At 58.2% G+C, this 23560-nt stretch carries 23 protein-coding genes and 1 riboswitch; of the genes, 6 read left to right on the forward strand and 17 right to left on the reverse strand.

Features of this window, described 5'->3' with window-relative positions; genetic code table 11:
• Positions 1–24: 24 nt before the first annotated feature.
• Entirely contained in the window at positions 25–948 is a 924-nt protein-coding gene (locus RGAI101_RS19125; protein WP_008229581.1) for a LysR substrate-binding domain-containing protein, read from the forward strand.
• Positions 949–1175: 227 nt separating this feature from the next.
• Here the strand turns inward: RGAI101_RS19125 and queF are convergent, their stop codons facing one another.
• From queF to thiM, 11 genes are all read right to left on the reverse strand, one after another.
• Entirely contained in the window at positions 1176–1640 is a 465-nt protein-coding gene (gene queF, locus RGAI101_RS19130; RefSeq protein ID WP_037230118.1) for a preQ(1) synthase, read from the reverse strand.
• 16 nt (positions 1641–1656) lie between these two features.
• Complete coding sequence (gene queE, locus RGAI101_RS19135) at positions 1657–2376, reverse strand: 7-carboxy-7-deazaguanine synthase QueE (protein ID WP_037230121.1); 720 nt, start codon at positions 2374–2376, stop codon at positions 1657–1659.
• Positions 2373–2726, reverse strand: coding sequence for a 6-carboxytetrahydropterin synthase QueD (queD, locus tag RGAI101_RS19140; RefSeq protein ID WP_008229860.1), 354 nt, complete (start codon positions 2724–2726; stop codon positions 2373–2375). The genes queE and queD overlap by 4 nt, the downstream gene beginning before the upstream one ends.
• A complete protein-coding gene (gene queC, locus RGAI101_RS19145) occupies positions 2726–3427 on the reverse strand; it encodes a 7-cyano-7-deazaguanine synthase QueC (RefSeq protein ID WP_037230214.1) in 702 nt (233 codons plus the stop codon). Before queC ends, queD begins: the two co-directional genes overlap by 1 nt.
• Positions 3428–3618: 191 nt before the next feature.
• Entirely contained in the window at positions 3619–4350 is a 732-nt protein-coding gene (locus tag RGAI101_RS19150; RefSeq protein ID WP_254655316.1) for an ABC transporter permease, read from the reverse strand.
• Complete coding sequence (locus RGAI101_RS19155; protein WP_008229769.1) at positions 4347–5072, reverse strand: ABC transporter ATP-binding protein; 726 nt, start codon at positions 5070–5072, stop codon at positions 4347–4349. Before RGAI101_RS19155 ends, RGAI101_RS19150 begins: the two co-directional genes overlap by 4 nt.
• Positions 5069–5755, reverse strand: coding sequence for a thiaminase II (gene tenA / locus RGAI101_RS19160; protein ID WP_008229625.1), 687 nt, complete (start codon positions 5753–5755; stop codon positions 5069–5071). The genes RGAI101_RS19155 and tenA overlap by 4 nt, the downstream gene beginning before the upstream one ends.
• Positions 5752–6690, reverse strand: a complete 939-nt coding sequence (locus RGAI101_RS19165; protein WP_008229768.1) for an ABC transporter substrate-binding protein — start codon at positions 6688–6690, stop codon at positions 5752–5754. Before RGAI101_RS19165 ends, tenA begins: the two co-directional genes overlap by 4 nt.
• A 7-nt stretch (positions 6691–6697) precedes the next feature.
• Positions 6698–7507, reverse strand: a complete 810-nt coding sequence (gene thiD, locus RGAI101_RS19170; RefSeq protein ID WP_008229838.1) for a bifunctional hydroxymethylpyrimidine kinase/phosphomethylpyrimidine kinase — start codon at positions 7505–7507, stop codon at positions 6698–6700.
• Positions 7504–8145, reverse strand: coding sequence for a thiamine phosphate synthase (gene thiE, locus RGAI101_RS19175; protein ID WP_008229762.1), 642 nt, complete (start codon positions 8143–8145; stop codon positions 7504–7506). The genes thiD and thiE overlap by 4 nt, the downstream gene beginning before the upstream one ends.
• Complete coding sequence (thiM, locus tag RGAI101_RS19180) at positions 8145–8918, reverse strand: hydroxyethylthiazole kinase (protein WP_008229641.1); 774 nt, start codon at positions 8916–8918, stop codon at positions 8145–8147. Before thiM ends, thiE begins: the two co-directional genes overlap by 1 nt.
• A gap of 44 nt (positions 8919–8962) precedes the next feature.
• Positions 8963–9051: riboswitch (TPP riboswitch) on the reverse strand.
• A 231-nt stretch (positions 9052–9282) separates the two neighbouring features.
• Here thiM and RGAI101_RS19185 point away from each other — a divergent pair.
• The gene (locus RGAI101_RS19185; RefSeq protein ID WP_157044755.1) at positions 9283–10125 is read left to right on the forward strand and encodes a hypothetical protein; all 843 of its coding nucleotides are present in this window, start codon (positions 9283–9285) and stop codon (positions 10123–10125) included.
• Complete coding sequence (locus RGAI101_RS21700; protein WP_008229703.1) at positions 10122–11738, forward strand: methyl-accepting chemotaxis protein; 1617 nt, start codon at positions 10122–10124, stop codon at positions 11736–11738. The genes RGAI101_RS19185 and RGAI101_RS21700 overlap by 4 nt, the downstream gene beginning before the upstream one ends.
• Positions 11739–12030: 292 nt before the next feature.
• On the opposite strand, the gene RGAI101_RS19195 is transcribed toward RGAI101_RS21700, so the two are convergent.
• The 5 genes from RGAI101_RS19195 to RGAI101_RS19215 form a co-directional block, all read right to left on the reverse strand.
• Positions 12031–13026: an ABC transporter ATP-binding protein gene (locus RGAI101_RS19195; protein ID WP_008229546.1), complete on the reverse strand. Its 996-nt coding sequence runs from the start codon at positions 13024–13026 to the stop codon at positions 12031–12033.
• On the reverse strand, positions 13023–14024 hold the full coding sequence (locus tag RGAI101_RS19200; RefSeq protein WP_008229723.1) for an ABC transporter ATP-binding protein: 1002 nt from the start codon (positions 14022–14024) through the stop codon (positions 13023–13025). Before RGAI101_RS19200 ends, RGAI101_RS19195 begins: the two co-directional genes overlap by 4 nt.
• Positions 14021–15163 (reverse strand): ABC transporter permease, encoded by a 1143-nt coding sequence (locus tag RGAI101_RS19205; RefSeq protein ID WP_008229834.1) that lies wholly within the window; start codon positions 15161–15163, stop codon positions 14021–14023. Before RGAI101_RS19205 ends, RGAI101_RS19200 begins: the two co-directional genes overlap by 4 nt.
• A 5-nt stretch (positions 15164–15168) precedes the next feature.
• Positions 15169–16173, reverse strand: coding sequence for an ABC transporter permease (locus RGAI101_RS19210; RefSeq protein ID WP_008229601.1), 1005 nt, complete (start codon positions 16171–16173; stop codon positions 15169–15171).
• A gap of 101 nt (positions 16174–16274) precedes the next feature.
• Entirely contained in the window at positions 16275–18314 is a 2040-nt protein-coding gene (locus RGAI101_RS19215) for an ABC transporter substrate-binding protein (protein ID WP_008229662.1), read from the reverse strand.
• Positions 18315–18791: 477 nt separating this feature from the next.
• Here RGAI101_RS19215 and RGAI101_RS19220 point away from each other — a divergent pair, with 477 nt between their 5' ends.
• Positions 18792–20261, forward strand: a complete 1470-nt coding sequence (locus RGAI101_RS19220; protein ID WP_008229701.1) for a M81 family metallopeptidase — start codon at positions 18792–18794, stop codon at positions 20259–20261.
• A 7-nt stretch (positions 20262–20268) separates the two neighbouring features.
• Here the strand turns inward: RGAI101_RS19220 and RGAI101_RS19225 are convergent, their stop codons facing one another.
• On the reverse strand, positions 20269–21810 hold the full coding sequence (locus RGAI101_RS19225; protein ID WP_008229739.1) for an alkaline phosphatase family protein: 1542 nt from the start codon (positions 21808–21810) through the stop codon (positions 20269–20271).
• Between the two features lie 193 nt (positions 21811–22003).
• On the opposite strand from RGAI101_RS19225, the gene RGAI101_RS19230 reads away from it, so the two are divergent.
• Positions 22004–22804 (forward strand): DeoR/GlpR family DNA-binding transcription regulator, encoded by an 801-nt coding sequence (locus RGAI101_RS19230; protein ID WP_037230224.1) that lies wholly within the window; start codon positions 22004–22006, stop codon positions 22802–22804.
• Positions 22797–23558, forward strand: coding sequence for an inositol monophosphatase family protein (locus RGAI101_RS19235; protein WP_008229754.1), 762 nt, complete (start codon positions 22797–22799; stop codon positions 23556–23558). The genes RGAI101_RS19230 and RGAI101_RS19235 overlap by 8 nt, the downstream gene beginning before the upstream one ends.
• Positions 23559–23560: the final 2 nt, after the last annotated feature.

Here is a 23560-nt window from a genome sequence, read left to right on the forward strand (position 1 = left end):
CACTGCGGCAAGCAAAGGCTACATATGTCGGACCAGACCTTTCGACTGCCCCCCCTGAACGCGCTGCGGGTGTTCTGGGCGGTGATGCGCAAGGGCAGCTTTCGCAGCGCGGCCGATGATCTGTTGGTGACACCTCAGGCAGTGAGCCAGCAGATCAAATTGCTGGAGGATATTCTTGGGGTGCACCTGTTTGAACGCAAGGGCCGTGTGGTCGAGCCGACCGAACAGGCGATAGTCCTGTCGCATTTCGTCGAGGCCGGCTTTGACGAATTCAAGGAAGGCGTGAGGCGTGTCACCAAGGCCACCGGCCGAAACCGCATCAACATCAACATCAGCCCCTATTTCGCCACCCGCTATCTGATGCAGGGCCTTGTGCGCCTGCGTGAACGCATGCCGGGCGTCGATCTGCGCATGACGACGATGGTCGAGACGCCCGACTTTGCGCGTGACGAGGTGGACGTTTCGATCCAGTGGGGCTTTGGCGGCTGGAAAGATTACGACACGGCGTTGCTGGTGCGCGATCCCAAGATCATCTGCTGCACCCCCGAAATCGCCGAAAAGCTTCGGTCCCCGCAAGATTTGATCAAGCAGACGTTGCTGCACCCCGTGCTGTCACGTGATCTCTGGCTCCGTGTCTTGCGGCATCTGAAGCTGGAGGGTGTCGAAGCAGCCAGCGTGATAGAATTCCATGACGCCGCCACGATGCGCCGTGCGGCCATTTCCGGCATTGGCGTCGGTCTGATCTCTCGGATTGATGCCATTCAGGATATTCGGGATGGCAATCTGGTTGCCCCATTCGGGATAGATGCGTTAACAGATCTGCCCAGCGAAGACGTGCCGGGCTTTTTCCTCATCGTGCCTCGGTCTCACAAACGTGTCAAAATGATCGCCACATTTTGCGAGTGGATCATCACGGAAGATTGGGACGCCCTGCTTGACGCGTCGTGAGCGCGGTCTCGCAAAGCAAATCCTGTTGATATTCTATCGAGCTTGATTTGGGTCGCTGCCCGACTGCCCACAGTGGCTCCGGGCAGATTGAGAGCGCGACCAAATACGCCCCCTCCGGTTTCGCCGCGTCCCTGCGTCAGGACCTTCCCGGCAGCGGTCTGCGCGCGACCCATTCCGACCCGCGCGCATCTGCAGCGTTCAAACGCGCTACTGTGTCTTCAGCTGGTTCAACCTCTGCCGCGGTACGGTGGCACGCCCTGGTCGGGTATCCAGACGTTTTCAGGCGTCGCACCGGTCTGCCAGAAGACGTCGATCGGAATGCCGCCACGTGGATACCAATAGCCGCCGATCCGCAGCCACTGCGGGTCAAGAAAATCGACCAGACGCCGCGCAATCGAGATTGTGCAGTCTTCGTGAAACGCACCGTGATTGCGAAACGCACCAAGAAACAGCTTGAGCGATTTCGACTCAACCAGCCATTCACCGGGCACATAGTCGATCACGAGATGCGCAAAATCGGGCTGGCCCGTCATCGGACACAGCGATGTGAATTCGGGTGCCGTGAAACGCACGCAAAAGGCAATGTCCGCCTGCGGGTTTTTCACCCGTTCAAGCGTTGCCTGTTCAGGCGAGGCGGGCAATTCGGTCTGGCCGCCCAATTGCGTCAGATCACTATAGATCGTTTCCATGATTACTCCTTTTTACGGGTCAGACCCCGCGTTTATTGCCCCAAAGAAGGACGTGAAGTTGCGGCAGCACGCGAGGTGCAAACCAACCATCGTTCATTGTCTTGTCCACCAGCCAAAGCAGACGATCCGACAGCCGTTGCGGGTCGACCGGTACATCGGGATCAACCTCGGGGTTGCCCGGTTGAAGGTAAAGCGGCAGTGCGGGGTATCTGTCTGCCGCTGCACGCGCCCAGTCGTAATCGGCATCATCGAAAATGACGATCTTCATGACGATGTTTGCTGTTGCCTTGGCCCCTTTCGCTGCCGACAGGCAGGCGTCGAAGGCATCCCAGTCAACAACTTCGCCACTGGACGGCGGTTTGGGACTGAGGACCAAAGTATCGAGGTCCGCAAACCACGGCTTTGCGATCGAGCCTTGGGTTTCACAGGCGAACCGATAGCCTTGCGCCTGACCGCGTGCGATCAGCGCGGTGAAATCCTGAATGGCGGGATTGCCGCCGGACAGGGACACCGTCAGCGGTCGCCCCTTGGACAGACGCACCACATCGGCCCATACTGCTTCGGTTGTCATCGGTGCCCAAGTGTGGCGAAAGGCGGAATCCACCGCATGAAGACTGTCGCACCAACTGCACCGGTAGTCGCAGCCACCGGTCCGCACGAAAACCGTGGGTTCCCCGATCAGCGCCCCTTCGCCCTGAATGGTGGGGCCGAATATTTCAGCGATCCGCAACTGGGTCATGGCCGGTATTCCGCCCATGTCTTGGGTGTCTCGCTGACCTTGACGGCAGTCGTCTCGGGCCACAGCGCAACGCACCAGTCATAGAAGTGCCGTGCCATGTTTTCACCGGTCGATGCCACGTCCATCACATCGTTCAAATGGCGATGGTCGAAGGTATCGTCGATATAGGTCTTGAGCGGTTTCAATTCGCCGTAATCGCGCACGAACCCGTCGGCATTCAAGTCTGCTGCGGCCAGTTCAACCACGACGATGTAATTGTGCCCGTGCAGCCGCGCGCATTGATGCCCGTCAGGCAAATGCGACAGTTGGTGCGACGCTGAAAAGTGAAATTCCTTTGTGATCCGGTACATCAGCCATGGTCCTTTCTGGCGATGGCCTCGGCCCAGAAATCGGGGTCCTCATAGGTCGTGGGGTCGGTGACGCCTGCCAGATGAAACGCCTCGCGACGCTCCACGCAGGTACCGCAGCGGCCACAATGATGGGTCCCCCCTTTGTAGCACGACCATGTCTGTGCGAATGGCGTGTCGCAGCGTGCGCCTTCGGTCACGATATCGGCTTTGGTCCGGTTCACGAAGGGCGTATAGAGCGACACATCAGCATAGCCCTCAAGTGCTGCCTTTTGCATGGCTTCAAAGGCCTGTGTGAAGGCCGGGCGACAGTCGGGATAGATGAAATGGTCGCCGCCATGCACCGCCGTGGCGACCGCCTGATCGCCGCGCGCTGCCGCGACGCCGAATGCCACGGTCAGCATGATCGCGTTGCGGTTCGGCACGACGGTGATGCGCATGCTTTCTTCGGCATAGTGGCCATCAGGCACATCAATGTCATCCGTCAGGGCGGATCCGGTCAGCGCCGCCCCGATGGCGCGCAGATCGATGATGTCATGCGGCACCTCAAGACGCGCGGCGCACAGGGCCGCATAGTCAAGTTCCTTGCGATGCCGTTGGCCGTAGTCGAAAGAAACAAGGCGGGTCAGTTCATGTTCCTGCGCCACCATATGCGCAAGCGATACAGAATCCAAACCGCCGGAGCAGATTACGATAGTCTTCATTTTTTTACCCTTGTTTTGGTGCCCGGGTAGGCTGCGACCGGGAAACCGGTACATAGCGAAGGTTTTCTTTGATGCCAAGAGGGGGGCGCGCATGAAACAACCACGCATGGGCATTGGGTCGGGTGGGCCGTGCAGACGCTACGCTGTGGATGGTTCACTGAACCATCAGATGGTCTGATACGGCACGCTCTTTACCTGCGCCCCAGGCTGTCAGCCGCTTTGGTGATGGCCAGATGCAAAAGCAAGGTCATGACGACCAGGGCCAAGAGACTTGCGAACATCAGATCCGTCTTGGCGCGGCCATTGGCCAACAGCATCAAGTACCCCAAACCCTTGGATGCGCCGACCCATTCACCGATCACCGCGCCAATTGGCGCATAGACAGCGGCGAGCCTGAGCCCGGTGCCCAGCGACGGCAAGGCATGGGGGATCTTGATCCGGCGCATGATCTGCCCCTTGGTGCCGCCCATTGTTCTGGCCATGTCCAGAATATCCGCAGGTACCCGCGTCAGCCCGTCGTAGAACGCCGAGGTCACGGGAAAATAGATAATCAAAACCGCCATCACGACCTTGGACGCGACGCCATAGCCCAACCAAAGCGTCAAGATCGGGGCCAATGCAAAGACCGGCACCGCCTGGGTAAAGATCAGCAGGGGCATGACCACGCGGTGAAGTCGTGCCGAGCCTGCCAATGGGACTGCCGTGATCGCCCCCAGCACAGTGCCGATCATCAGCCCCAGGATCACTTCGGTCGCGGTCACCAGCGCGTTTTCAGCGATCAGCGCGCGGTTGGCGATCGCGGCCTGTGCGACCCGCAGGGGAGAGGGCAGGATAAACGCGGGCACGCCGGTGATCCACACCACGCCTTGCCAAAGCAAAAGCGCAAATGCGGTTGCCCCCACTGCGTAGCGCAACTGGATCACGGGCTTTGCCTCAGACGCGCCAGCAATCCGGCCTGACAAGATATCGTCGCGACCGCGTATTGATCGCGGATAGGCATTTCGGGCGGGGTTGGCCATTTTTCGGCAGCATCAGGGGTCAGTACAATGATCTGATGCCCAAGCCGGACAGCCTCTGCGGGGTCGTGGGTGACCAAAAGCACGGTCTTGTCTGCCAGCACCTCGGCGGCAAGTTCCTGCATGTCGGCGCGCAAGCTTGCGTCCAGTGCACCGAAGGGCTCGTCCAGCAATGCGACGGGCCGATCCTCCATCAAGGTGCGCGCGAGGGCTGTCCGCTGCCGCATCCCCCCCGACAGGGCGCTTGGTTTCTTATGCAGGTGCGCAGAAAGCCCGACACGGTCCAGCAAACCTTGCGCCTTTTGGATATCGGGCGCTTGGCCCCGCAGGCGGGCACCCAGCACCGTGTTTTCCAGAACGCTAAGCCAGGGCAGCAGCAAATCGGACTGCGCCATGAAACTGACGCGCTCGGCCAAGTCGGCACCGTCAGATGCGGTAATCTGCCCGTCGAACTCTCCGGTACAGGGCAGGCCCGCGCACAACCGGACCAACGTCGACTTACCCACGCCAGAGCGTCCCAGGACGCAGGTCCATTGCCCCGCAGGCAAGGTCACATCGATTGGCCCGAACAACTGCTGACCCTCAATGTGGTAGGTGCCGCGTAGACGGATCGTCGGGGCCGGTGTCATGCCCCGCGCAGCCCCATGTCCCAAAACGCAACCTCAAGTCGGGTGGCGGTGGTAAAGCGCCCCTGCAATTGCGCCCACCGCGCGGCGTTCGACGGGTCAGCCCCCAGTCGGCGCGTGACGGCTGCGTCGATCATCTGTCCGACGGACACCATGACCGTCTGATATCCGTCATCTGCATAGGTATCGATCCAGGGCCGATAGGGCGTTTCGGAGGCGGCGGACCCCGCCAACCGCAGGCCGATTTCGCCGTAGCCGAAACAACATGGTGCAAGGGCTGCCATCAGATCCAGGAAATCGCCTTGCAGTCCCGCATCCATCACATATCGCGTGTAGGCCAGATTTTCGAACGCCTCGCTGGCGGTAAACAGGGTTGCTTCGTCGATCCCTTCGGCAGCGCAGGTTTCGACGTGCAGCGCCATTTCATGATTGACCAACGCGTCGACGGTCCCCGCGCAGATCTTCATTTCATCCAGCGTTTCGGCCTTGACCACGCCCAATGACCAGGCCCGCGCGAAATGCACCAGAAAAACGTAGTCCTGGACAAGGTAATGCACGAAGGATTTGCGCGGCAATGTTCCATCCCGCAGACCCTCGACAAAAGCGTGACGGGTATAGGCATGCCACGGGTCGGCGCACCCCGCGCGCCATAGCGCGAATGTCGTGCCGTAGGGTGATCCGGTCATCGGGCGGTCACGTCAATGGCGATGTCGCTGACCGGATTGACTACGGGGATCAACCCCGCATCGTAAAGGAAAGCCTCGAACGTTGCATAGCGACCGGCGTCCATTGCGGTGGGGCGCAGCGCAAAACGGGGCTGTGTATCGGCCCAGGCGCGCCTGTTCAGGTCATCATTCAGTTCCGGTGCGGTATTTGCAAACATCTCCCAACTTTCGGCGGGGTGGTTGATGATGAATTGGGTGGCCTTTTCCGTGGCGGCAAGGAAACGCCGGATCTTGTCGACGTTCATGGTGTTTTTGTTGGCGACGTAAATCAGCTCATCATAGGGCGGCAGGCCTTCTTCTTCGACGTAGAAACAACGGCCGGGCACGCCTTCGATATCCATCTGGTTCAGCTCGAAATTCCGGAACGCGCCAATGACGGCATCGACCTGGCCCGACATCAGGGCAGGCGACAGGGACCAGTTCACATTGATCAGCTCGACATCATCCAGCGCCAATCCATGGGTCTTGAGCATTTGCCCAAGCACTGCCTCTTCGACGCCGCCCACGGAATAACCGACCTTGCGCCCTTTCAGGTCGGCGGGCGTCTTGATCGGGCCATCTGCCAGAACCAAAAGGCAGTTAAGGGGTGTTGCGACCAAAGTCCCGACGCGCTGCAGTGGCAGTCCTTCGTGAATTTGAAGATGCAATTGCGGCTGGTAGGAAAGCGCCAGATCGGCCTGACCTGCCGCCACCATCTTGGGCGGGGCCGAGGGATCAGCCGGGGCGATCACCGTAACCGCAAGGTTCTGGTCGGCAAAGTAGCCCTTTTCCTGTGCGATGATGACGGGGCCGTGGTCGGGGTTGACGAACCAGTCCAGCAGCAAGGTGACTTGATCCTGCGCCCAAAGTGGGGCCGCAAAAAGCGATAGGATCGTGGCAAAGACAACGGGTTTCATAAGGCGTTCACTTTCTATTGGCATAGAGGGCGGCAAAGTGGTGGGTCGGACCATGGCCGGAACCGACGGATAAGGCGTCGGCATTGGCAATCGCCTTGGCGACATAGGACTTGGCCACAGCGACGGCCCGGGCCGGGGCCAGACCGTGGGCCAGCCCGGCGGCCACAGCGGATGACAATGTGCAGCCGGTGCCGTGGGTGTTCGCGGTCGGGGTGCGTTCAGCTTCGAACCATGTGGTGCCGTGCGGCGTGACCAGACAATCGGGGCTGTCGGGTCCGTTCAGATGGCCACCTTTCATCAGCACCGCCTGCGGACCAAGGGCACAAAGTGCGCGACCCTGCGCGACCATCTCGGCCCGCGTCGTGGCGGTGCGCGTGCCAAGCAGATGCGCCGCCTCGGGCAAGTTCGGGGTCAGCAGCGTGGCCAGTGGTAAAAGGGCATCGCGCAGGGTCATCATGGCGTCTGGTTGCAGCAGGTCGGCACCACCCTTGGCGATCATCACCGGATCAAGCACGACCGGGATGCCGCCATGTTCTTGCAGCGATTGTGCGACAGCCGCTGCAATTTCCGCGTTCGCGATCATGCCGATCTTGACGGCATCCACGCGGATATCGGCAAAGACCGCGTCAATCTGGCTTTGCACAAAATCGGGTGGCACCAGATGAACGCCAGTGACGCCCTGCGTGTTCTGCGCAGTCAATGCGGTGATCACCGCCATGGCAAAGGCCCCGTTCGCGGAAATCGCCTTGATATCGGCCTGAATGCCCGCGCCGCCGGACGGATCAGAGCCTGCAATGCTCAGCACGTTCGGGATCATGTGGGAACCTGTGTTTTCGTGCTGCCGAACGCCAGTGCTGCCGCGCACGGATCAGGCTGCCCGCAGATGGCTGACACGACGGCCATGCCATCCGCACCGCTGGCCTGTACATCGCGCAGATGTGCCGATTTCAATCCACCGATGGCAACAGTGGGCAACCGGGTCAGCGCCACCAAATCAGCCAGACCTTCAAAACCGACAGGCTTGGCATGGTCCGTTTTTGTTGCCGTTCCAAACACCGGGCCGAGCCCGAGGTAGTCCACAATCAAGGGGTCCGCCGCCCGCACGGTTTGGGGCGTTTCACACGACAGCCCAAGGATCTTGTCCGGCCCGAGTAATGCGCGCGCCCGTTCCGGCGACATGTCGCCCTGTCCTATATGCGCGCCATCCACATCCGCTGCAACCGCTGCGGCCACGTCATCGTTGATGACCAGCGGCACGCCACTGCCCTCCAATGCGTGTCTGAGCCTGATCGCTAGTGCACGTCGTTCGGCGGTGGTCGCGGTCTTGTCGCGCAGTTGCACCATGGTGACGCCGCCTGCCACGGCGCGGCGCACAGTCTCGACAACGCCCAGCCTTGCGCAGAGGTCGGCATCTGTTACCAGATAGAGGCGAAGCTGCGCCTTCAGATCCCGCATCACGCGATGACCTGTGCCAAATCCTCGGGCTGGGTCGCAGCAAGCGCGTCTAGAAAATGCATCTGAAAGCTGCCCGGACCTTTCGCCAGTCCATCAGCCGCACCTCCCGCCACCTTGAAATGCGCAAGACATGCCAAGGCGGCGTCAAATGCGGGCCCTGTTGCAGCGTAGGCCCCCATCAACGCGCTCTGCGCACACCCCAAGGCGGTCACCTGCGGCATCAAAGATGATCCCCCGGTGATGCGGGCCTCTTGCGTGCCATCGGTCACGTAATCCACGGGTCCGGTGATCGCGACAACGCTGCCGAACCGTGCAGCCAGCGCCCTTGCGGCCCCCTGCGCGGCCTCGACGCTGTCACCGCTATCAGCCCCTTTACCTGCGCCGGCCTCGCCCGCGAGGGCCAATATTTCCGAAGCATTCCCGCGCAGGATCGTCGGGCGCAGGGCCAGCAATTCCTGTGCCGCCTCTTTGCGGTAACCCGAAATGAAATGCGCAACCGGGTCCAGTACCCAAGGAATATCATGCGCCTGCGCGGCCTTGGCCGCCGCCGCCATGCTGGCCAGCCAAGGTGCAGAAAGCGTCCCGATGTTCAGGGTCAGCGCGCTGCAAATTGGCGTGAAATCATCGACCTCTTCCAAGGCATGTACCATCGCGGGCGAAGCCCCCGCCGCAAGAACGACATTCGCCGCGATATTCATCGCCACATAGTTCGTCATGCAGTGCACAAGCGGCTTTTGGTCACGCAGTTCAATCAGCAGATCCGAGGGGGCCATTCTGTCTCCTTTTTCGGGCGAAAAAAGAGACAACGCATGTGCAAATACAAGACATACGACCTCCCTCCGCCAGCATTATCTGGTTCAGGTTCAAAGGGTACATCTCAGCTTTTCAGCGCCCCTGGTAAGGTGATGGCTAGTCGCTTCGGATCGCCGCGTCAAATGTAATGATGTCGGGGAACAGAGTTTTGGGCGAGCCACGTGTGACTGGTGTCGACGGTAGTGCTTGGAAAATAGGTCAGGTTGAACTGTGTTTCAGGCGCTATTCACGGGTGGTCGCGCGGTATCACCACAGTTTGCCTGGATCCTTTTGCCTGATGGTGACACCCAATAATTCCGCTCTCATCTGCCGGAATTAACATCAGTGAAAGGTGTGCGCTTTAATGAACTTTCATTCGGCTCTGCAAATCGGGTGGTTTGCAGACCTCCTTTTAACCTGAAAGTGGCTCCGGTGAACACGAAAAGAGCATCCAACCTTGGCAGCATTGCGGTAAAATTCAGCGCGATGTTGATCGTCATGGCGTCCTTGACCGGCTTCGCAATATGGGTCGGAAAATCCGTATTTCAGGATTTTTCGCAGTCCCTCAGAACATTTGAGACAGAGTTCGTGCCAAATCTGAAGCAAAGTTCGACACTGATCGAAACTGCAGGTGCGTTGGGTGAAAGTCTGTCTTCGATCCTGGTCGCAGAAAGTGCCGATGAAATGTCGTCAAAGGCAACCGATGCAGACCGGCTGTTAGACGCGTTACGTGACGCAGCCTCCGGCTTGAATGGTGATGATGAACGATTGCTTCTCGAAGCAATCGCCTCTGCATCTGCCAGTATAGGATTGCTAGTCGAGACGCGGGCGCAAGAAATCAACTACGATGAATTGACGTTGTCGGGTTCTGATGTCCTGAACGCAGCGGCGGTGACGGCACATCTGGCGCTTACGGAACGTGGCCGGTCAATGTTGCAGCAGGTCACCATGTCGCCAGCCGACACCACCGTTCAATCCATTGCCCCGAAACTTGAAGAAGTGAACAATATCACGGACCTTGATGGTGCAATCGGCGGATTGCTCTCTGTTATTCTGACTGGCAGTTCCGCGGATGACAAAGCGGGTCTTCAATCTGCAATCGTTTCCTCGCGGAACTGGTCAACCAGATTGAATCGTTTTAGAAAATTGGTTTTGGATTCCACCGTGTCGCGTCAGTTCAAACCATGATTGAACAGGCCGATCCATCGACCGGTGTTCTTGCCGCGCGCCAGATCGTGATCGAGGCGCGCGAAGTTGCCGGGACTGCGGCTAAGGCCGCTGCTGACGAAGTGGCGTTGATCACCGAAGCCGCCCGCGGTCTCGGGCGAAGATCCGTTTCCGCGATCGACGGGGCAAGCGGCCGTCTGGACCAGTCCGCAACTGAGGGGAACGCACGAATGACGACAATTGCCGTGATCAGTGCACCGCTCGCCATTATGTCGATTTTGGGGGCATTTCTTTTGGTCGTGCGTCCCTTGATCGCCGTCACCAAGGTGACAGAGCGCCTGGCGGATGGGGATATGGCACCGGTCACGGGTTTCGAAAGGACAGGGGGCGAAATCGGACGAATGGCGCAAGCCCTGAGCGTATTCAGAGACGGCATGATCTCTCAAAGACGCCTCGAAGAAGAAGACCGTGCCCGCGAAAGCGCTGCAAAGGAGAAAGCCGCGCGCCAAGAGCACGAGGCGCGCATGCGGGATGAAACCGAACGCGACCGCATCGCTGAAATCGAGGCACGAGAGCGGGACCGCGAAGCGAAGGTAACGAAGGAACGTGCGCTGCTTCAGGCACAGGCTGAGGCAGAAAGAAAAGCGCGGTCAGATGAACAAGCGCTGGTTGTCGAGACGTTGGGGAAATCTTTGAAACGTCTGTCTGACGGCGATCTGACCAGCGACATCGAAGCCGCTTTTCCGATCGAATATGAAAAAATCAGACATGATTTCAACGCTGCGGTCCGGGCGCTACGCGAAACCATCGGTGCGGTGACACTGAACGCAGTCTCCATTCGGAATGAGACTTCGTATATCAGCAGTGCCGCAGATGATTTGGCGCGGCGCACCGAGAAGCAGGCGGCGACGCTTGAACAGACCGCCGCCGCAATGGATGAGCTGAACAGTTCGGTGCGATCAGCGGCGGAGGGCGCAACCCAGGCCAGCGAGATGTCCAAACAGGCCAAGCGCAATGCGGAAGACGGGGGCGAAGTTGCCCGTTCTGCGGCCCGTGCGATGGACGGAATAAAGACGTCCTCACAGGAAATTTCTAAAATCACATCGGTGATCGAGAATATCGCGTTTCAAACCAATCTGCTTGCCCTGAATGCAGGGGTGGAAGCCGCCAGAGCTGGTGAAGCAGGGCGCGGATTTGCCGTGGTCGCCACCGAAGTGCGGGCCTTGGCGCAACGGTCTTCGGAAGCCGCCGGGGAAATTAATGCGCTGATCCAAAGGTCTGGTGATCAGGTTCAACAAGGTGTGGATCTTGTGGACAAGACTGGAAGCTCGTTGTCTTTGATCGTCGAGGCAGTTTCGGAAATATCACAGCGGATCGCCGCCATTGCCGTTTCTTCAAAAGAGCAGGCTACGGGGATCAGCGAAATCAATACGGCTGTGAACCAGCTTGATCAAGTGACGCAACAAAACGCAGCGATGTTCGAAGAAACCACGGCAGCAAGCCATTCTTTGAGATCTGAAGCCGATGCATTGGCCGCAGCTGTGTCAAAGTTTCGATCAGGTACGGCGACCGGAGACCCAGCAAAAAACCAAGTTTCCAATTCCCGACACGTAACGGCCAGAAGAAAAGCCTAAAGCCAGGACCAACAAGTAGAAAATGGCAAAGGGAAATACTCAGGGGTTTTGATCTTGAGGGGCAGGCCGCTACCGTCAATCTGCTGGACCATCCGGCTGCGCGCCTTTCGTTACGCTTTTACCGTCCGTTCGCCCTTTGTGGTCTTGCCCGACCAAAGCGAAGACCAATGGGCGGGCGACGGGATCACAGGCGCGCTTTGACGCCGCGCGATTAGAGGACGGCCTTGATCAAAGGCTTTGCCGCAGCGGTCAATATCTGGGCGGCATCCCTCATCTGGACTGATGGCACCTTTTAGAAGATCAGTTCCTTCCAGCGATGGCAGGCGACATTATGCTCGACCCCTGCGCTTTCTAAAACTGGTTCTTCAACACGGCAGCGATCCATCGCGTGGGGACAACGGGTTTGGAATTTACATCCAGGTGGCGGGTTGGTGGGCGAAGGGATTTCCCCCTCAAGCTTTTGCGCCTTGCCCCGGTCATCAGGGTCCAATGACGGGATCGCGGACAGCAAGGCCTTGGTATAAGGATGGCGCGGACCAGAGAATAAAGTGCGCGTGGGCGCGGTTTCAACGAGGCGTCCCAGATACATGACGGCCACATGATCGCAGACGTGCGCGACCACGCTCAGATCGTGGCTGATGAAGAGAAACGTCAGCCCCATATCGTGCTGTATCGCCTTCAGAAGATTCAGCACGTCCGCCTGAATGGACACGTCCAGCGCTGCGACGCTTTCATCTGCCACGATGAATTTCGGCCCCGATACCAAGGCCCGCGCGATGGATATGCGCTGCCGCTGGCCGCCTGAAAAAGCGTGCGGAAACCGGCGCAGGTGTTCCACGTTCAGCCGGCATTTCGCGGCAATTTCGCGCACGCGTTCATCGGTATCGGCGCGTGATCTGGTCAGGCCCATCACCTCGAGCGGCTCGGCGACGATGTCGCGCACCGTCATGCGCGGGCTCAATGCGGCATAGGGGTCTTGAAAGATCAACTGGGCGCGTTTGCGGTAATCCTTCAGCTCTTTTTTCCCGAGGTTCTTAAGAGAATAGGCAACTTCACCATCATCAAAATGCACGTCCCCTTTGCTGATTGGCGCGGCACGCAGCATAGCGCGGCCAAGGGTGGTTTTGCCGGAACCGGATTCTCCGACAAGGCCAAAGAAGCTGCCGGGCGCGATTTCAAGGCTGACGTCATTTACTGCCCGCACAAATGGCGCGGGGCCGATCAAACTGCCGCGCAACGGGTAGTGGACCGACAGGTTCTTTGCGGTGATCAAAGGGGATCGGCTCATTCGCTGTCCCCCGCTGGATCATAGATGTGGCATGCGGCGGCGTGGTCGGCGTCTACCTTCAAAAAGGCGGGGACTTGCGCCGCGCAACGTGGGCCGATCACCTCTTGGCAGCGCGTGTGATAGACGCATCCCGATGGGCGTTCCAAAGGCGAGGGGATGTCACCGGGGATTGGCGTCAGCGGAGCGCCAATATCATCCAGCGTCGGCAAGGCGGCCAGCAATCCACGGGTATAAGGATGCGCGGGCCGGCGGATCACGTCGCGCACGGTACCCTGTTCAACCAGACGCCCCAGATACATCACCGCGACCTTATCCGCCGTCTGCGCGATCACGCCCAGATCATGGGTGATAAAGATAATGCCCATGCCGAATTCCGACACGAGGTCTTTCATCAGATCAATGACCTGCGCCTGAATGGTCACATCCAGCGCGGTTGTCGGTTCGTCTGCAATCAGCAGCTTGGGCTTGGTCGACAGCGCCATGGCAATCATCGCGCGCTGGCGCATGCCGCCGGACAGTTCAAACGCATATTGACCAAAGCGCGTGCGGGGGTCCGAAATGCCGACGCGGTCCAGCATTTCGATCGATACCTCCTTGGCCTGAGGTTTGGAATAATTGGTGTGGATCAACAACTGCTCTACCATCTGGTCCCCGATAGAGATCGCGGGCGCGAAGCTGGCCATCGGTTCCTGAAAAATCAACGAAATCGACCCGCCGCGCACGATCTTCATCTCGCGGTCGGTTTGCAGGGACATGACGTCGACGGGACCCTCATCAAGATGTAGCGTGATCCTGGTATCTGGCCCGTAGACAGCATTCCGCGGGTTCAGTTTCATCAACGACTTGGCCGTCACGGATTTGCCCGACCCGCTTTCACCGACAAGGCCCATGACCTCGCCTGCTTCGAGGCTGAAGGACACGTTGTCGACAGCGGTGATGCGGCCTTCGTCGGTGTCAAATTGCAGCGTCAGGTTTTCAACGTCGATCAGTCGGCTCATTTCTTGGTGTCTCCATAGGGATCGGCCGCATCGCGCAGCCCGTCGCCGACAAACACGAAGGCCATGACAAGCACGATGAAGAAGATCACCGGAATGAAATACCATTGATAATTGAGCAAAACATCCGCGCTGGTCACGTTTTGCAGCATGACCCCCAGCGAATTCACAGGGTCTTTCAGGCCCAGCCCGATAAAGCTAAGCGCGGTTTCGGACAGCACCATATACGGAAAGGAGATCACCAGATCGACGATGATGTAGCTGGTGAAACTGGGCAGCAGATGCTTGCGAATGATATGCCCGCTTGAGGCCCCGCAAAGCTGGGCGGCCAGCACGTATTCCTGGTTCCGTTCTGTCAAAAGGTGCGTCCTCACCCGTCGCGCAAGCGTGGGCCATCCGATGAAACCCAAGATGATCGAGATGAAGAAAAACCTTTCCTCCGCGCTCCAGGTGTCCGGGATGAAGGCGGCCAGCGCCATGAAAAGCGGGATGGCGGGGATGGTGCGAACGGCATCGGTCACCATCTGGATGAAACTATCGACCCAGCCGCCATAGAACCCCGATATGCCGCCAATGATCAGCGCCAGCACGAAAGACAAAAACACCCCGATGGTACCCACGGCAAGCGACGTGTTGATCGCGTGGAAGGTGCGCGAAAAAATATCCTTGCCTGTGGAATCGGTCCCGAACAGGTGGATATAGCCGTCTTCGATTCCGAAAAGATGGGTGTTGAACGTCATCCCGAGGTACTTGTATTTTGCCCCTTCGAAAAAGAACTGAACATAAAGCCGCTTGTCGGTGTTGACGGTCGTGACCCATCTGAAATTGGTCTTGGCTGATCGTTCACGCTCAAGCGCATAGATGAAGGGCCGCAGGGAACAGCCGTTGTCATCGCAGAATTTCGGGATCGTGGGGGCACCGTTCAAGTAATCCTTGTCGCGCCCGGCAATGGTGGGGTCATAGGGCGTCAAGAACGACGCAAAGATTCCGGACAGGATCAGGATCACCAATACCCATGCGCCGACCATCGCCGCTTTTTGTTTTTTGAAACGGGTCCAGATCAGCTGGCCCTGGGAGGCGGTGAAATAGGCGTCCTTGGCCGTTTGGTCGACAGATGCGTCGTAAATATTGGTTTCAGTCATCTCTATTACCCCAATATGCTGCGACGAATGCGCGGATCGACCAGCGCCAGCGCGATATCCGTGATAAAGTTGATCGCCACGATGCTGCCCGTCAGGAAAAAGATGATCGCCCCTGCAAGCTGTTGATCGTTCGACCGTGCGAGTGCTTCGATCAACAGCGATCCGGCTTCGGTCAAGGTCAGGATCAGGGCAACGATGGGCAATTCGTTGAAGATGCGGTTCAAGTCAAAGCCGAGCGAATTGATGATCGGACTAAGCGCATGACGGGCAGGATACCGCATCAGCAGCCGTCGCCCCGACACCCCGCGGGCGGCGGCGGCGGTCACGTAAAGCTTGCTGATTTCGTCGGACATCAGGGCGCGCACGGTCTGGATAGCAAAGGCGGTCGCCGACCAGCCAAGGATGAAAACAGGCAGCCAGACATGCCCAAGAAAGTCTTTGATCTTGGCCCAGTCCCATGCGGCATCCCGAAACTCGGGCGAGAATAACCCCGTTAAACTGTTTCCGAACATAACCGTGGAAAACAGCATGATCATCAGCGCCAGCAGAAAGTTCGGCAGGGCCAGCCCCAGATAACTGACCAGACGCAGACTGTTGTTCAGGAAAGGGTTGCGCGATGTGGCGGCGATGATGCCAACCGGTATGGCGATGAGATACGCCAGAAACAGCGACCCAAGGCAGATGCCGATGCTCAGCCAGACTTTCTGGCCCAGCAATTGGTTGATGTTCAGGCGCAGGATGCAGCTGTCGCCGAATTCGCCCTGAAAGGCGTTGAATATCCAGTTTGTCCAACGCTCAAGATAGGGTCGGTCCAGCCCCAGACGAACGCGTTCGGCCTCGATATCGGCGATGGATATCTGGGCACCCTGGCTGTTCTTGAAGGCAAGATAGCGTTCGGCGCAGTCCCCCGGCACCAATTCCATCAGCGAGAATACGATAAAGGACACAAGACACAGCGTGAAAAGGGCAAGCGCGGCGCGGATCAACGCGAACCGAAGAAACTGTACCATCAGATGATTGCCCCGTCGAAGAATGCGACCCGTTTGGGTTCGCTTTTATGTCGTGAGTTACGGGCCACGCGAGCGGCCCGCAACAAAGGTTGGGTCAGGGTTTATTCTTCAAGAAACCACTGCGACGGACGGTAGGGGTACGTCCGGTAATAGGCATAAGATGCCGTCTTGAACGGTGTGACGTTTTTCAACGCCGCCGAATAGTAGAGCGGCTTTTGTTCTTTCACCGTACCGATGAACAGCAGGTTGCCCGTCATGTTTTCGACGAGCTTCAGACCCAAAGCGTCGGATTCAGGGGTACCCACCTGCGTGGCCTGAAACGCTTTTACGTCCTCCATCATCTGTTTGGCATAGGCGGGCGGTTCGACCCCGGCAGCGCCGTCGGATTGCACATATTCACCCCAAAGCATCGCGGTGCGCATGTTGAAGTAGTTGTCATACGGCGGGATGAAGATTTCCGCGTTGCCCAGAACAACGGCCAACGGCACGCTTTTTTCGAACATTGTCACATCCAGCTGGTTTGACGACTGGGACGACCGGTATTCGTCGGTCGTGACTTCTTTCACCGTGTTGTTGATGCCCACGTCGCGCCAGCTTTGCCCGACAAGTTCGACGATCTTGATCGAAATGCCTTGCGTGGCAACCTGCAGGTTCAGCGTCAGCGGATCACCGTTGGGCAATTCGCGCATGCCGTCGCCGTCGGTATCCACAACGCCGATTTCATCCAGCAATGACTTGGCCATTTCAGGATCAAACTGGGCGTAATGCTGTTCCCATTCCGGGGTGACGAACGAAGGTGTCGGCGAAAAGCCGATATATTGCTGGGGGCTGCCCAGACCGAACATCGCGACTTCGTTGATCTCGTCACGGTTCATCGCGACAGACATTGCCTGGCGGAACTTCAGATCACCAAAGACTTTGCGCTTTTCAAGATCTTCGGATGTGACGTTGAACGCGAAGGTCGGCATCGTGATGTCAGGTTTCAGATCGACGACGAAGCCGCCTTTTTCCTGGCTTTCCATCAGCAGCGGCACATAGTCGATCTGCAAGGCCTGCGCCTTGTAATCAACTTCGCCGTTGACCAGTTTCAGCAACCGCACTTCGCTTTCACCCACAAAGATCTCGTCCATCTCGTTGATGTAGGGCAGTTGGTTTCCGGCCGTGTCGACCATGTAGTAATAGGGGTTGGCGACGAACTGGCGGCCTTCGGTGGTTTCGGAGATGACGATGTGGCTTTCAAGGGTCGGTGCCGCATCAAGGGGCAGGTTCGCGACCTTGTCCGGATGGGCCAACATGGGCGTCGGCGTGTCCATCCAGTCAGAGCTGCCGTAATAGGCCTTGATCAGGTCATAGCCGTTTTCGAACCCCAGCGACTGCGCCAGCGTATCCGCATCGGGGTTGATCGCAGGGTGATACTGGCCAAGGAAATGCTTGGGCTGGAAGCCTTGGGCATAGTGGTTGGCGAAATGCGCAAGAAAGCCAGGCTTGGGCGACGGCATGTTGAACCGCACGGTCTGCGCATCAATCACATCGACGGTCATCGGTTCGCCACCGGCCAGGACATAATCCTTGGGGCTTTCGATCACATTGGGGTCAAGGGCAAGGTTCTCGTACCAGAATTCGACATCCTCGGCACCGAAGGGCTGGCCGTCTGACCATTTATGACCCTCGCGCAGCACGAATGTCAGTTGCGTGTAATCGTCATTCCACCACCAGCTTTTTGCGACATTTGGCACAATTGTGGTTAGATCATCGGCATAGCGTACAAGGTTGACGTGGCGCACGGACATAAAGTCGGATGTGCCGGCCTCGGTTGCGTTGGACAGCGCGTTGAAGGTGCCGCCATAGCTGCCGATCTTGTCATAGGGGGCAACGACCAGCGGTTCGGTGGGCATACGGTCTGCCAATGCGGGCATGTCGGGGTTGCCGCGAATACGCCCGTTCAGTGCAGCGATTTCCGGGTTCTCGGACATCTCGAGGGTGCAGTTGGCGAGGGTTTGAAATTCCGACAATTCATATTGCTGCGGGAACGCCCCGGCATCCAGGCCCATCGGATCCGCGATGGTAACGGCCGGACACGCGGCCATCGTGGCCCCTGACATGGCCATCAGCGCCGCACTGGATAAAAGTATTTTTTTCATAAGGTGCTTCCTTGTTGGGTTTTCACCGCGTACCGGCAATTATTTTTTGGGCTTGATGCCATCGTTGGTTTTTTAAAAAGACTACCCGCAAATCCGAAGTTGGCGAGAAGCGTCAACAGTTTTACGGCATCTCAAAAGTGAGATGCCTGCTTTTTATGCATGCTGGCGGGAATGGTTTCGAAGAGACGTTGAACAAAGTGATGGCCAAGGCGTGACCTTGGGCCGAAATGTGATTTGGCAGGATCAAAACACGGACCGGCAGCGTAAAGGCCGCGCTGACCGCAGAAAATCTTGTCCCCAAGGGGTGCCTGGCAGTTGCTTTATCATGGATAATTTCCCCGCAGATGAAGAAACTTAGGAATAAAGTTTTCAACAAGTCAACAAATTCTGTTTTCTTGCAGTACCGGTCCCGTTGATGCGAACCGACGCAAGCCCGCCCCAGATCGGTGTCAGACGCCGTGCCAAAGGATATAAATCGTGAGTTTCAAAGTTCTCTCTGCCGAGATTATCCACGAGACAAATACCTTCAATATCCACCCGACGACGCTGAAAAGCTTTGAGGGCCGTTTCTTGTTGGATGGGGCGCGGGCGATTGCAGAGCGCGGCGATCAAAACACGGAACTTGCCGGATTGCTTGACGTCGGCCGTGACCACGGTTGGGATATCACGCACACCATCAGCGCAGCCGCGGGTCCCGGCGGGGTCGTGACGCGCGATGCCTTTGATGCACTGGTGGCCCCCCTGATCACTGCAGCCAATGGAACCTGGGACGGCGTATTCCTCATGCTCCACGGTGCCATGGTTACTGATCTCCACGAAGATGGCGAAGCCGAGATTTTGCGCCGTGTCCGTGCCGTTGTTGGCCCGGACATACCCGTTGCCGTCACGCTTGACCCCCATGCAAACGTCACCAAAGCCATGTGCGGTCTGGCGCAGATCCTAGTTTCCTACACGACCTATCCTCATGTCGATATCCGCGCCACAGGTCGCCGCACGGCTGAAATTCTGCACCGCGCCATGTCCGGTGACATCCGGCCCGTGACCCTGCGTGCCCGCCGGCCCATGCTGGAGGAGGCCAATGGCGGCAGGACCGACCAAGGCCCGATGATTGAACGCCATGCGCTTGCCCGTGCGTTCGAGGCCCGCAAGGGGGTCTATGCGATCAGCATCAATGGGGGCTTTCCCTGCGCCGACATTGCCGATGTGGGTCCGACTGTTCTGGTCACATGCGATGGCGATACGGGGCCGCATCGCCAGATTGCGGAAACGCTTGCCGATGATATCTGGGAACGGCGCAATGACGCCCTGAACAGCTATCTCAGCAGTGCACAGGCTGCCGGGATCGCAAAGACCTGGATGCCCTGCGCGGGGCCTTTGGTCATTGCGGACTATGCCGACAATCCGGGGGCGGGTGCCTATGGGGATGGTACCAATCTGTTGGCGGCGTTGCTTGACGCCGGGGTTCGGAACGCTTGCTTTGGGCCGATGGTGGACCCTGACGCCGCTGCTTTCCTGAATACGCAAGACATCGGGGCCAACGTGAGCCTTAAGATTGGCGGCACCACCGCGCCGGACATCGGTGGCGGCCCTTTGCGCGTCACGGGTACAGTCAAATGGAAAGGTGATGGCTACGTCATTGGCAGCGGACCCATGATGCGCGGACTTACGCGGGATTTCGGCGCGACAGTTGTTCTTGATGTTGCCGGGATCGAGATATTGATCGTGACCCTGCCACACCAGATGCTGGACCTGAGACAGTTCGAAACTTTCGGGATTGACCCCGCCCTGAAAACCGTTGTCGCGTTGAAATCAATGCAGCATTTTCGCGCTGCCTTCACTCCCATCGCCGGGCGCATTATCGTCTGTGACAGCGGGGCGCTGTGTACACTCAACTATGGATCGCTGGGATACAAGAACGTCCGCCGCCCTGTGTTTCCTTTGGACTGAACCGTGTCTACGGCATTTCGTGGCGCTGTTTCAGGCGGGGACCCTCGTTCGTGATCGAATACAGCGACAGCGTGTGGTCCATATTCTTCATCCGGTGCCGCAGCATCAATCGGGTCAGCCTGTTCAGATCGGCTTGATACTCCGGCTGGCTGGCGACATTGACGGCTTCGCCCGCCGCGTCATGGTCATAAAGGATCGGGGGCAGATCGGCGGCAAATTCCACCAGCGTGAACCGCGCTTCGCGCAGGACCGAAAGCGATGAATCGCTGGGGCCTGTGCCAAGGGCCTGTTCCCAGACCGTCGGGGCCTCGGGTTCGGAAAAGTCGAATTCCGAGAAGGTGTATGTGCGCCAGTCCTGCGGCACCTCGCCTTGCAGCAAAGGCAGCAGCGATCTGCCGTCCATTGAATTGGGGATGTCCTGACCGACCCAATCCAAGATCGTCGGGGTTATATCGATCGTCTCGACGGGTTCCGTCACGACGCTGCCCGCGCGGACCCCGTTGCCCGGTTGGCGGATGATCAGCGGCGTATGATAGGCGGCATCATGGACCGTGAACTTGCCCCAACTGTGCCGGTCGCCCAACATTTCGCCATGATCCGCCGTTACCACAATCAAGGTGTCCTCATATTGGCCCGTCTTCTTTAAAAAGTCGATCACGCGGCCAATATGCAGATCAACTTCGGTGATCAGGCCGAAATAGAGCGCGCGCAGGGTCTGGGTGTTTTCATCCGTGGCCGTTAGATCGGGAAAGCCAACAACATTCCCTGCCAGGGTTTTATTGGCCAAGGCAGCCCCGAAAAATGGATGGTTTGCGACCTCGTCCGCGGGATCATCAAGGCGGGTGGGCATCGGTATCTGCGCGGGATCATACATGTTGTTGTACGGGGCAGGTGCCACCAATGGCGGATGCGGCCGAATGTAGGTCAGATGCGCGAACCAGTCCGTTGCCTTGTAGGACGGCATCGTCGCCAAGAACCGGTCTGTCAGAAACGCGGTGTCGCTGTCTTTGGCACGGTAAAGCGCGGGATCATTGATTTTTGGGGCATCGCCCGTGGGGGACACGGGGTGATATACGCTTGAATAGCTGTCGAAATCATATCCTTGTTCGATTAGATGTGATCGCCACGGATAAGACATCTCGAACCGCATTTCGACGACTTCCTGAAAGCCGTTCATATGGTGTTCATAAGTCCGCAGCGCAGGGTCATTTTCATGAAAGGCCCGCGGGTCCTGCGATGTGTCGGTATAGCCGAACAACATCGGCGTATAACCCGACTTGCGCATTTCCGTTGCGATATTGGCGGTATCATGGCGCAGCGGCGTGCCATTGCGCACGGACCGGTGGTTCATCGAATATTGCCCAGTCAGCAGCGACGCGCGGGACGGGCCGCAGGGGTTCACCACTGAATAGTGTCGCTGAAAGGTCACCGCATCTGCCATCAACGCGCGTAGATTGGGCAGGTCTATGTGCTGGGCCAGATCACCGAAAACGCAATCAGCCCGCAGCTGATCCGTCACGATAAACAGAACGTTCTGGGGGCTGCCCATAGCGAGAATCCTTTTCAGACGACTTCAGACGACGGGTTCGAATAACGCTTATAAAGCGCCCGGTGAAAAGGGACTTGTGACTCCCAAAGCGCATTTCCTGTGTATTGATACACATGTGGCCCCAAATATGCTTGCAATTTCGGTCAGATGTGTGGATCTTTGTGGAAACCTGTGGATAATTGACCCTGCCGTCATGGATAAAGCAACAAAACATTCCCACCGCGAGCGGGAGCTTCTAGACGCGCTTCACCGTCTGGGCGGGTCCGCGCGCAGTGCTGAACTCGCGAAAACGCTTGATGTGTCGGAGGAAACCGTGCGCCGGACGATCAAGGCGCTGTCGAAATCCGGCGTCTTGGAAAGGATGTATGGCGGTGCCTATTTGACCGGCCCGCGCGATGCCCCCAGTTTCGTCCGCCGCATTGCCAGGCATTCAAAGGAAAAACGCGCCATCGCGACAACGGTTGCCCAACAGGTGCGCGACGGTATGAGCCTGTTTCTTGATGTGGGGTCCACAACCGCCTTTGTCGCTGAGAAACTGCGGGATCGCTGTCGTCTGACGGTTGCGACGAATTCCATTGGCGTCGCACAGGTTCTGGCCAATCATAACGGCAACCATGTTCATTTGCTGGGCGGCGAAATGCAGACCGACGAACGCGGCACATTCGGTTTCGTGACGGAACAGCATTGTCGCAGATATGCCTTTGACCTTGCGATCCTCAGCACCGATGCTTTGCAGGCGCAGCACGGTTTCCTGAACCTCAACGCGGCAGAGGCGAATTTGGCAGGCGTTGTTGCAGACTGTGCGGGACAGGTGCTGGTGGCGCTGGATCATCATAAATTCAACCAGACCGCCCCCCATTCTGGCCTGAACCCGCGCGCCGTGAATATGGTCGTGACAGACCAACAGCCCGACCCGGAATTGACGCAGGCAATTGCGAACTGGGGCATCGAAATCTGCCTCGCGACCGGAGGCGACGATGCAGCCAATGACTAACGCCGACCACGCGGTCACGATCGCGCAATTCGCAGCCAAGGCCGCCATGGGGTATTTCCGGGGGCCTTTGGGTACACAGTTCAAGGATGATGCAAGCCCGGTCACCCAAGCGGACAGGGGCGTTGAAACGCTGGTGAGAGACTATTTGGCGCGGCATTTTCCGGATGACGGCATCTTTGGCGAAGAACACGGGATCGAAGGTGCTGACAAAGAATGGATGTGGATCATCGACCCCATAGATGGCACGCGGTCGTTTCTCTCGGGCCATCCCCTTTTCGGGTTTTTGCTGGCACATCTTAGGGATGGCATGCCGCAAATCGGGCTAATCGGTATGCCTGCGCTGGACGAGGTGTTTCTGGGCATCAAAGGCCAAGGGGCAACGCTGAATGGCACTGCGATCCACTGCTCGGCCCGGACTGACCTTGATCAGGCGATCTTGTTCATTAACGAAGGCGAAAAGATCTATGCAGAGCACCCAGAGATTTTTGCCGCGCTCGTGCAGGCCGGCCAGACCCGCCGGTTTTCCTATGATTGCTATCCGCATGCGTTGCTGGCGGCGGGGCATGTGGATGCGGTCGTGGACTTCGACCTGCAGCCCTATGATTACCTGCCGCTGATGGTCGTGATCGAAGAGGCTGGCGGCATCATCACCGACTGGGCGGGGCAGCCCCTGACACTGAAATCGGACGGGCGTGTTCTGTCTGCCGCAACGCCGGAAATACACGCCGGGCTTTTGGCGATGGTGGGGCGCTAGAC

This window comes from Roseobacter sp. GAI101 (genome assembly GCF_000156335.1).
Classification (GTDB): domain Bacteria; phylum Pseudomonadota; class Alphaproteobacteria; order Rhodobacterales; family Rhodobacteraceae; genus Sulfitobacter.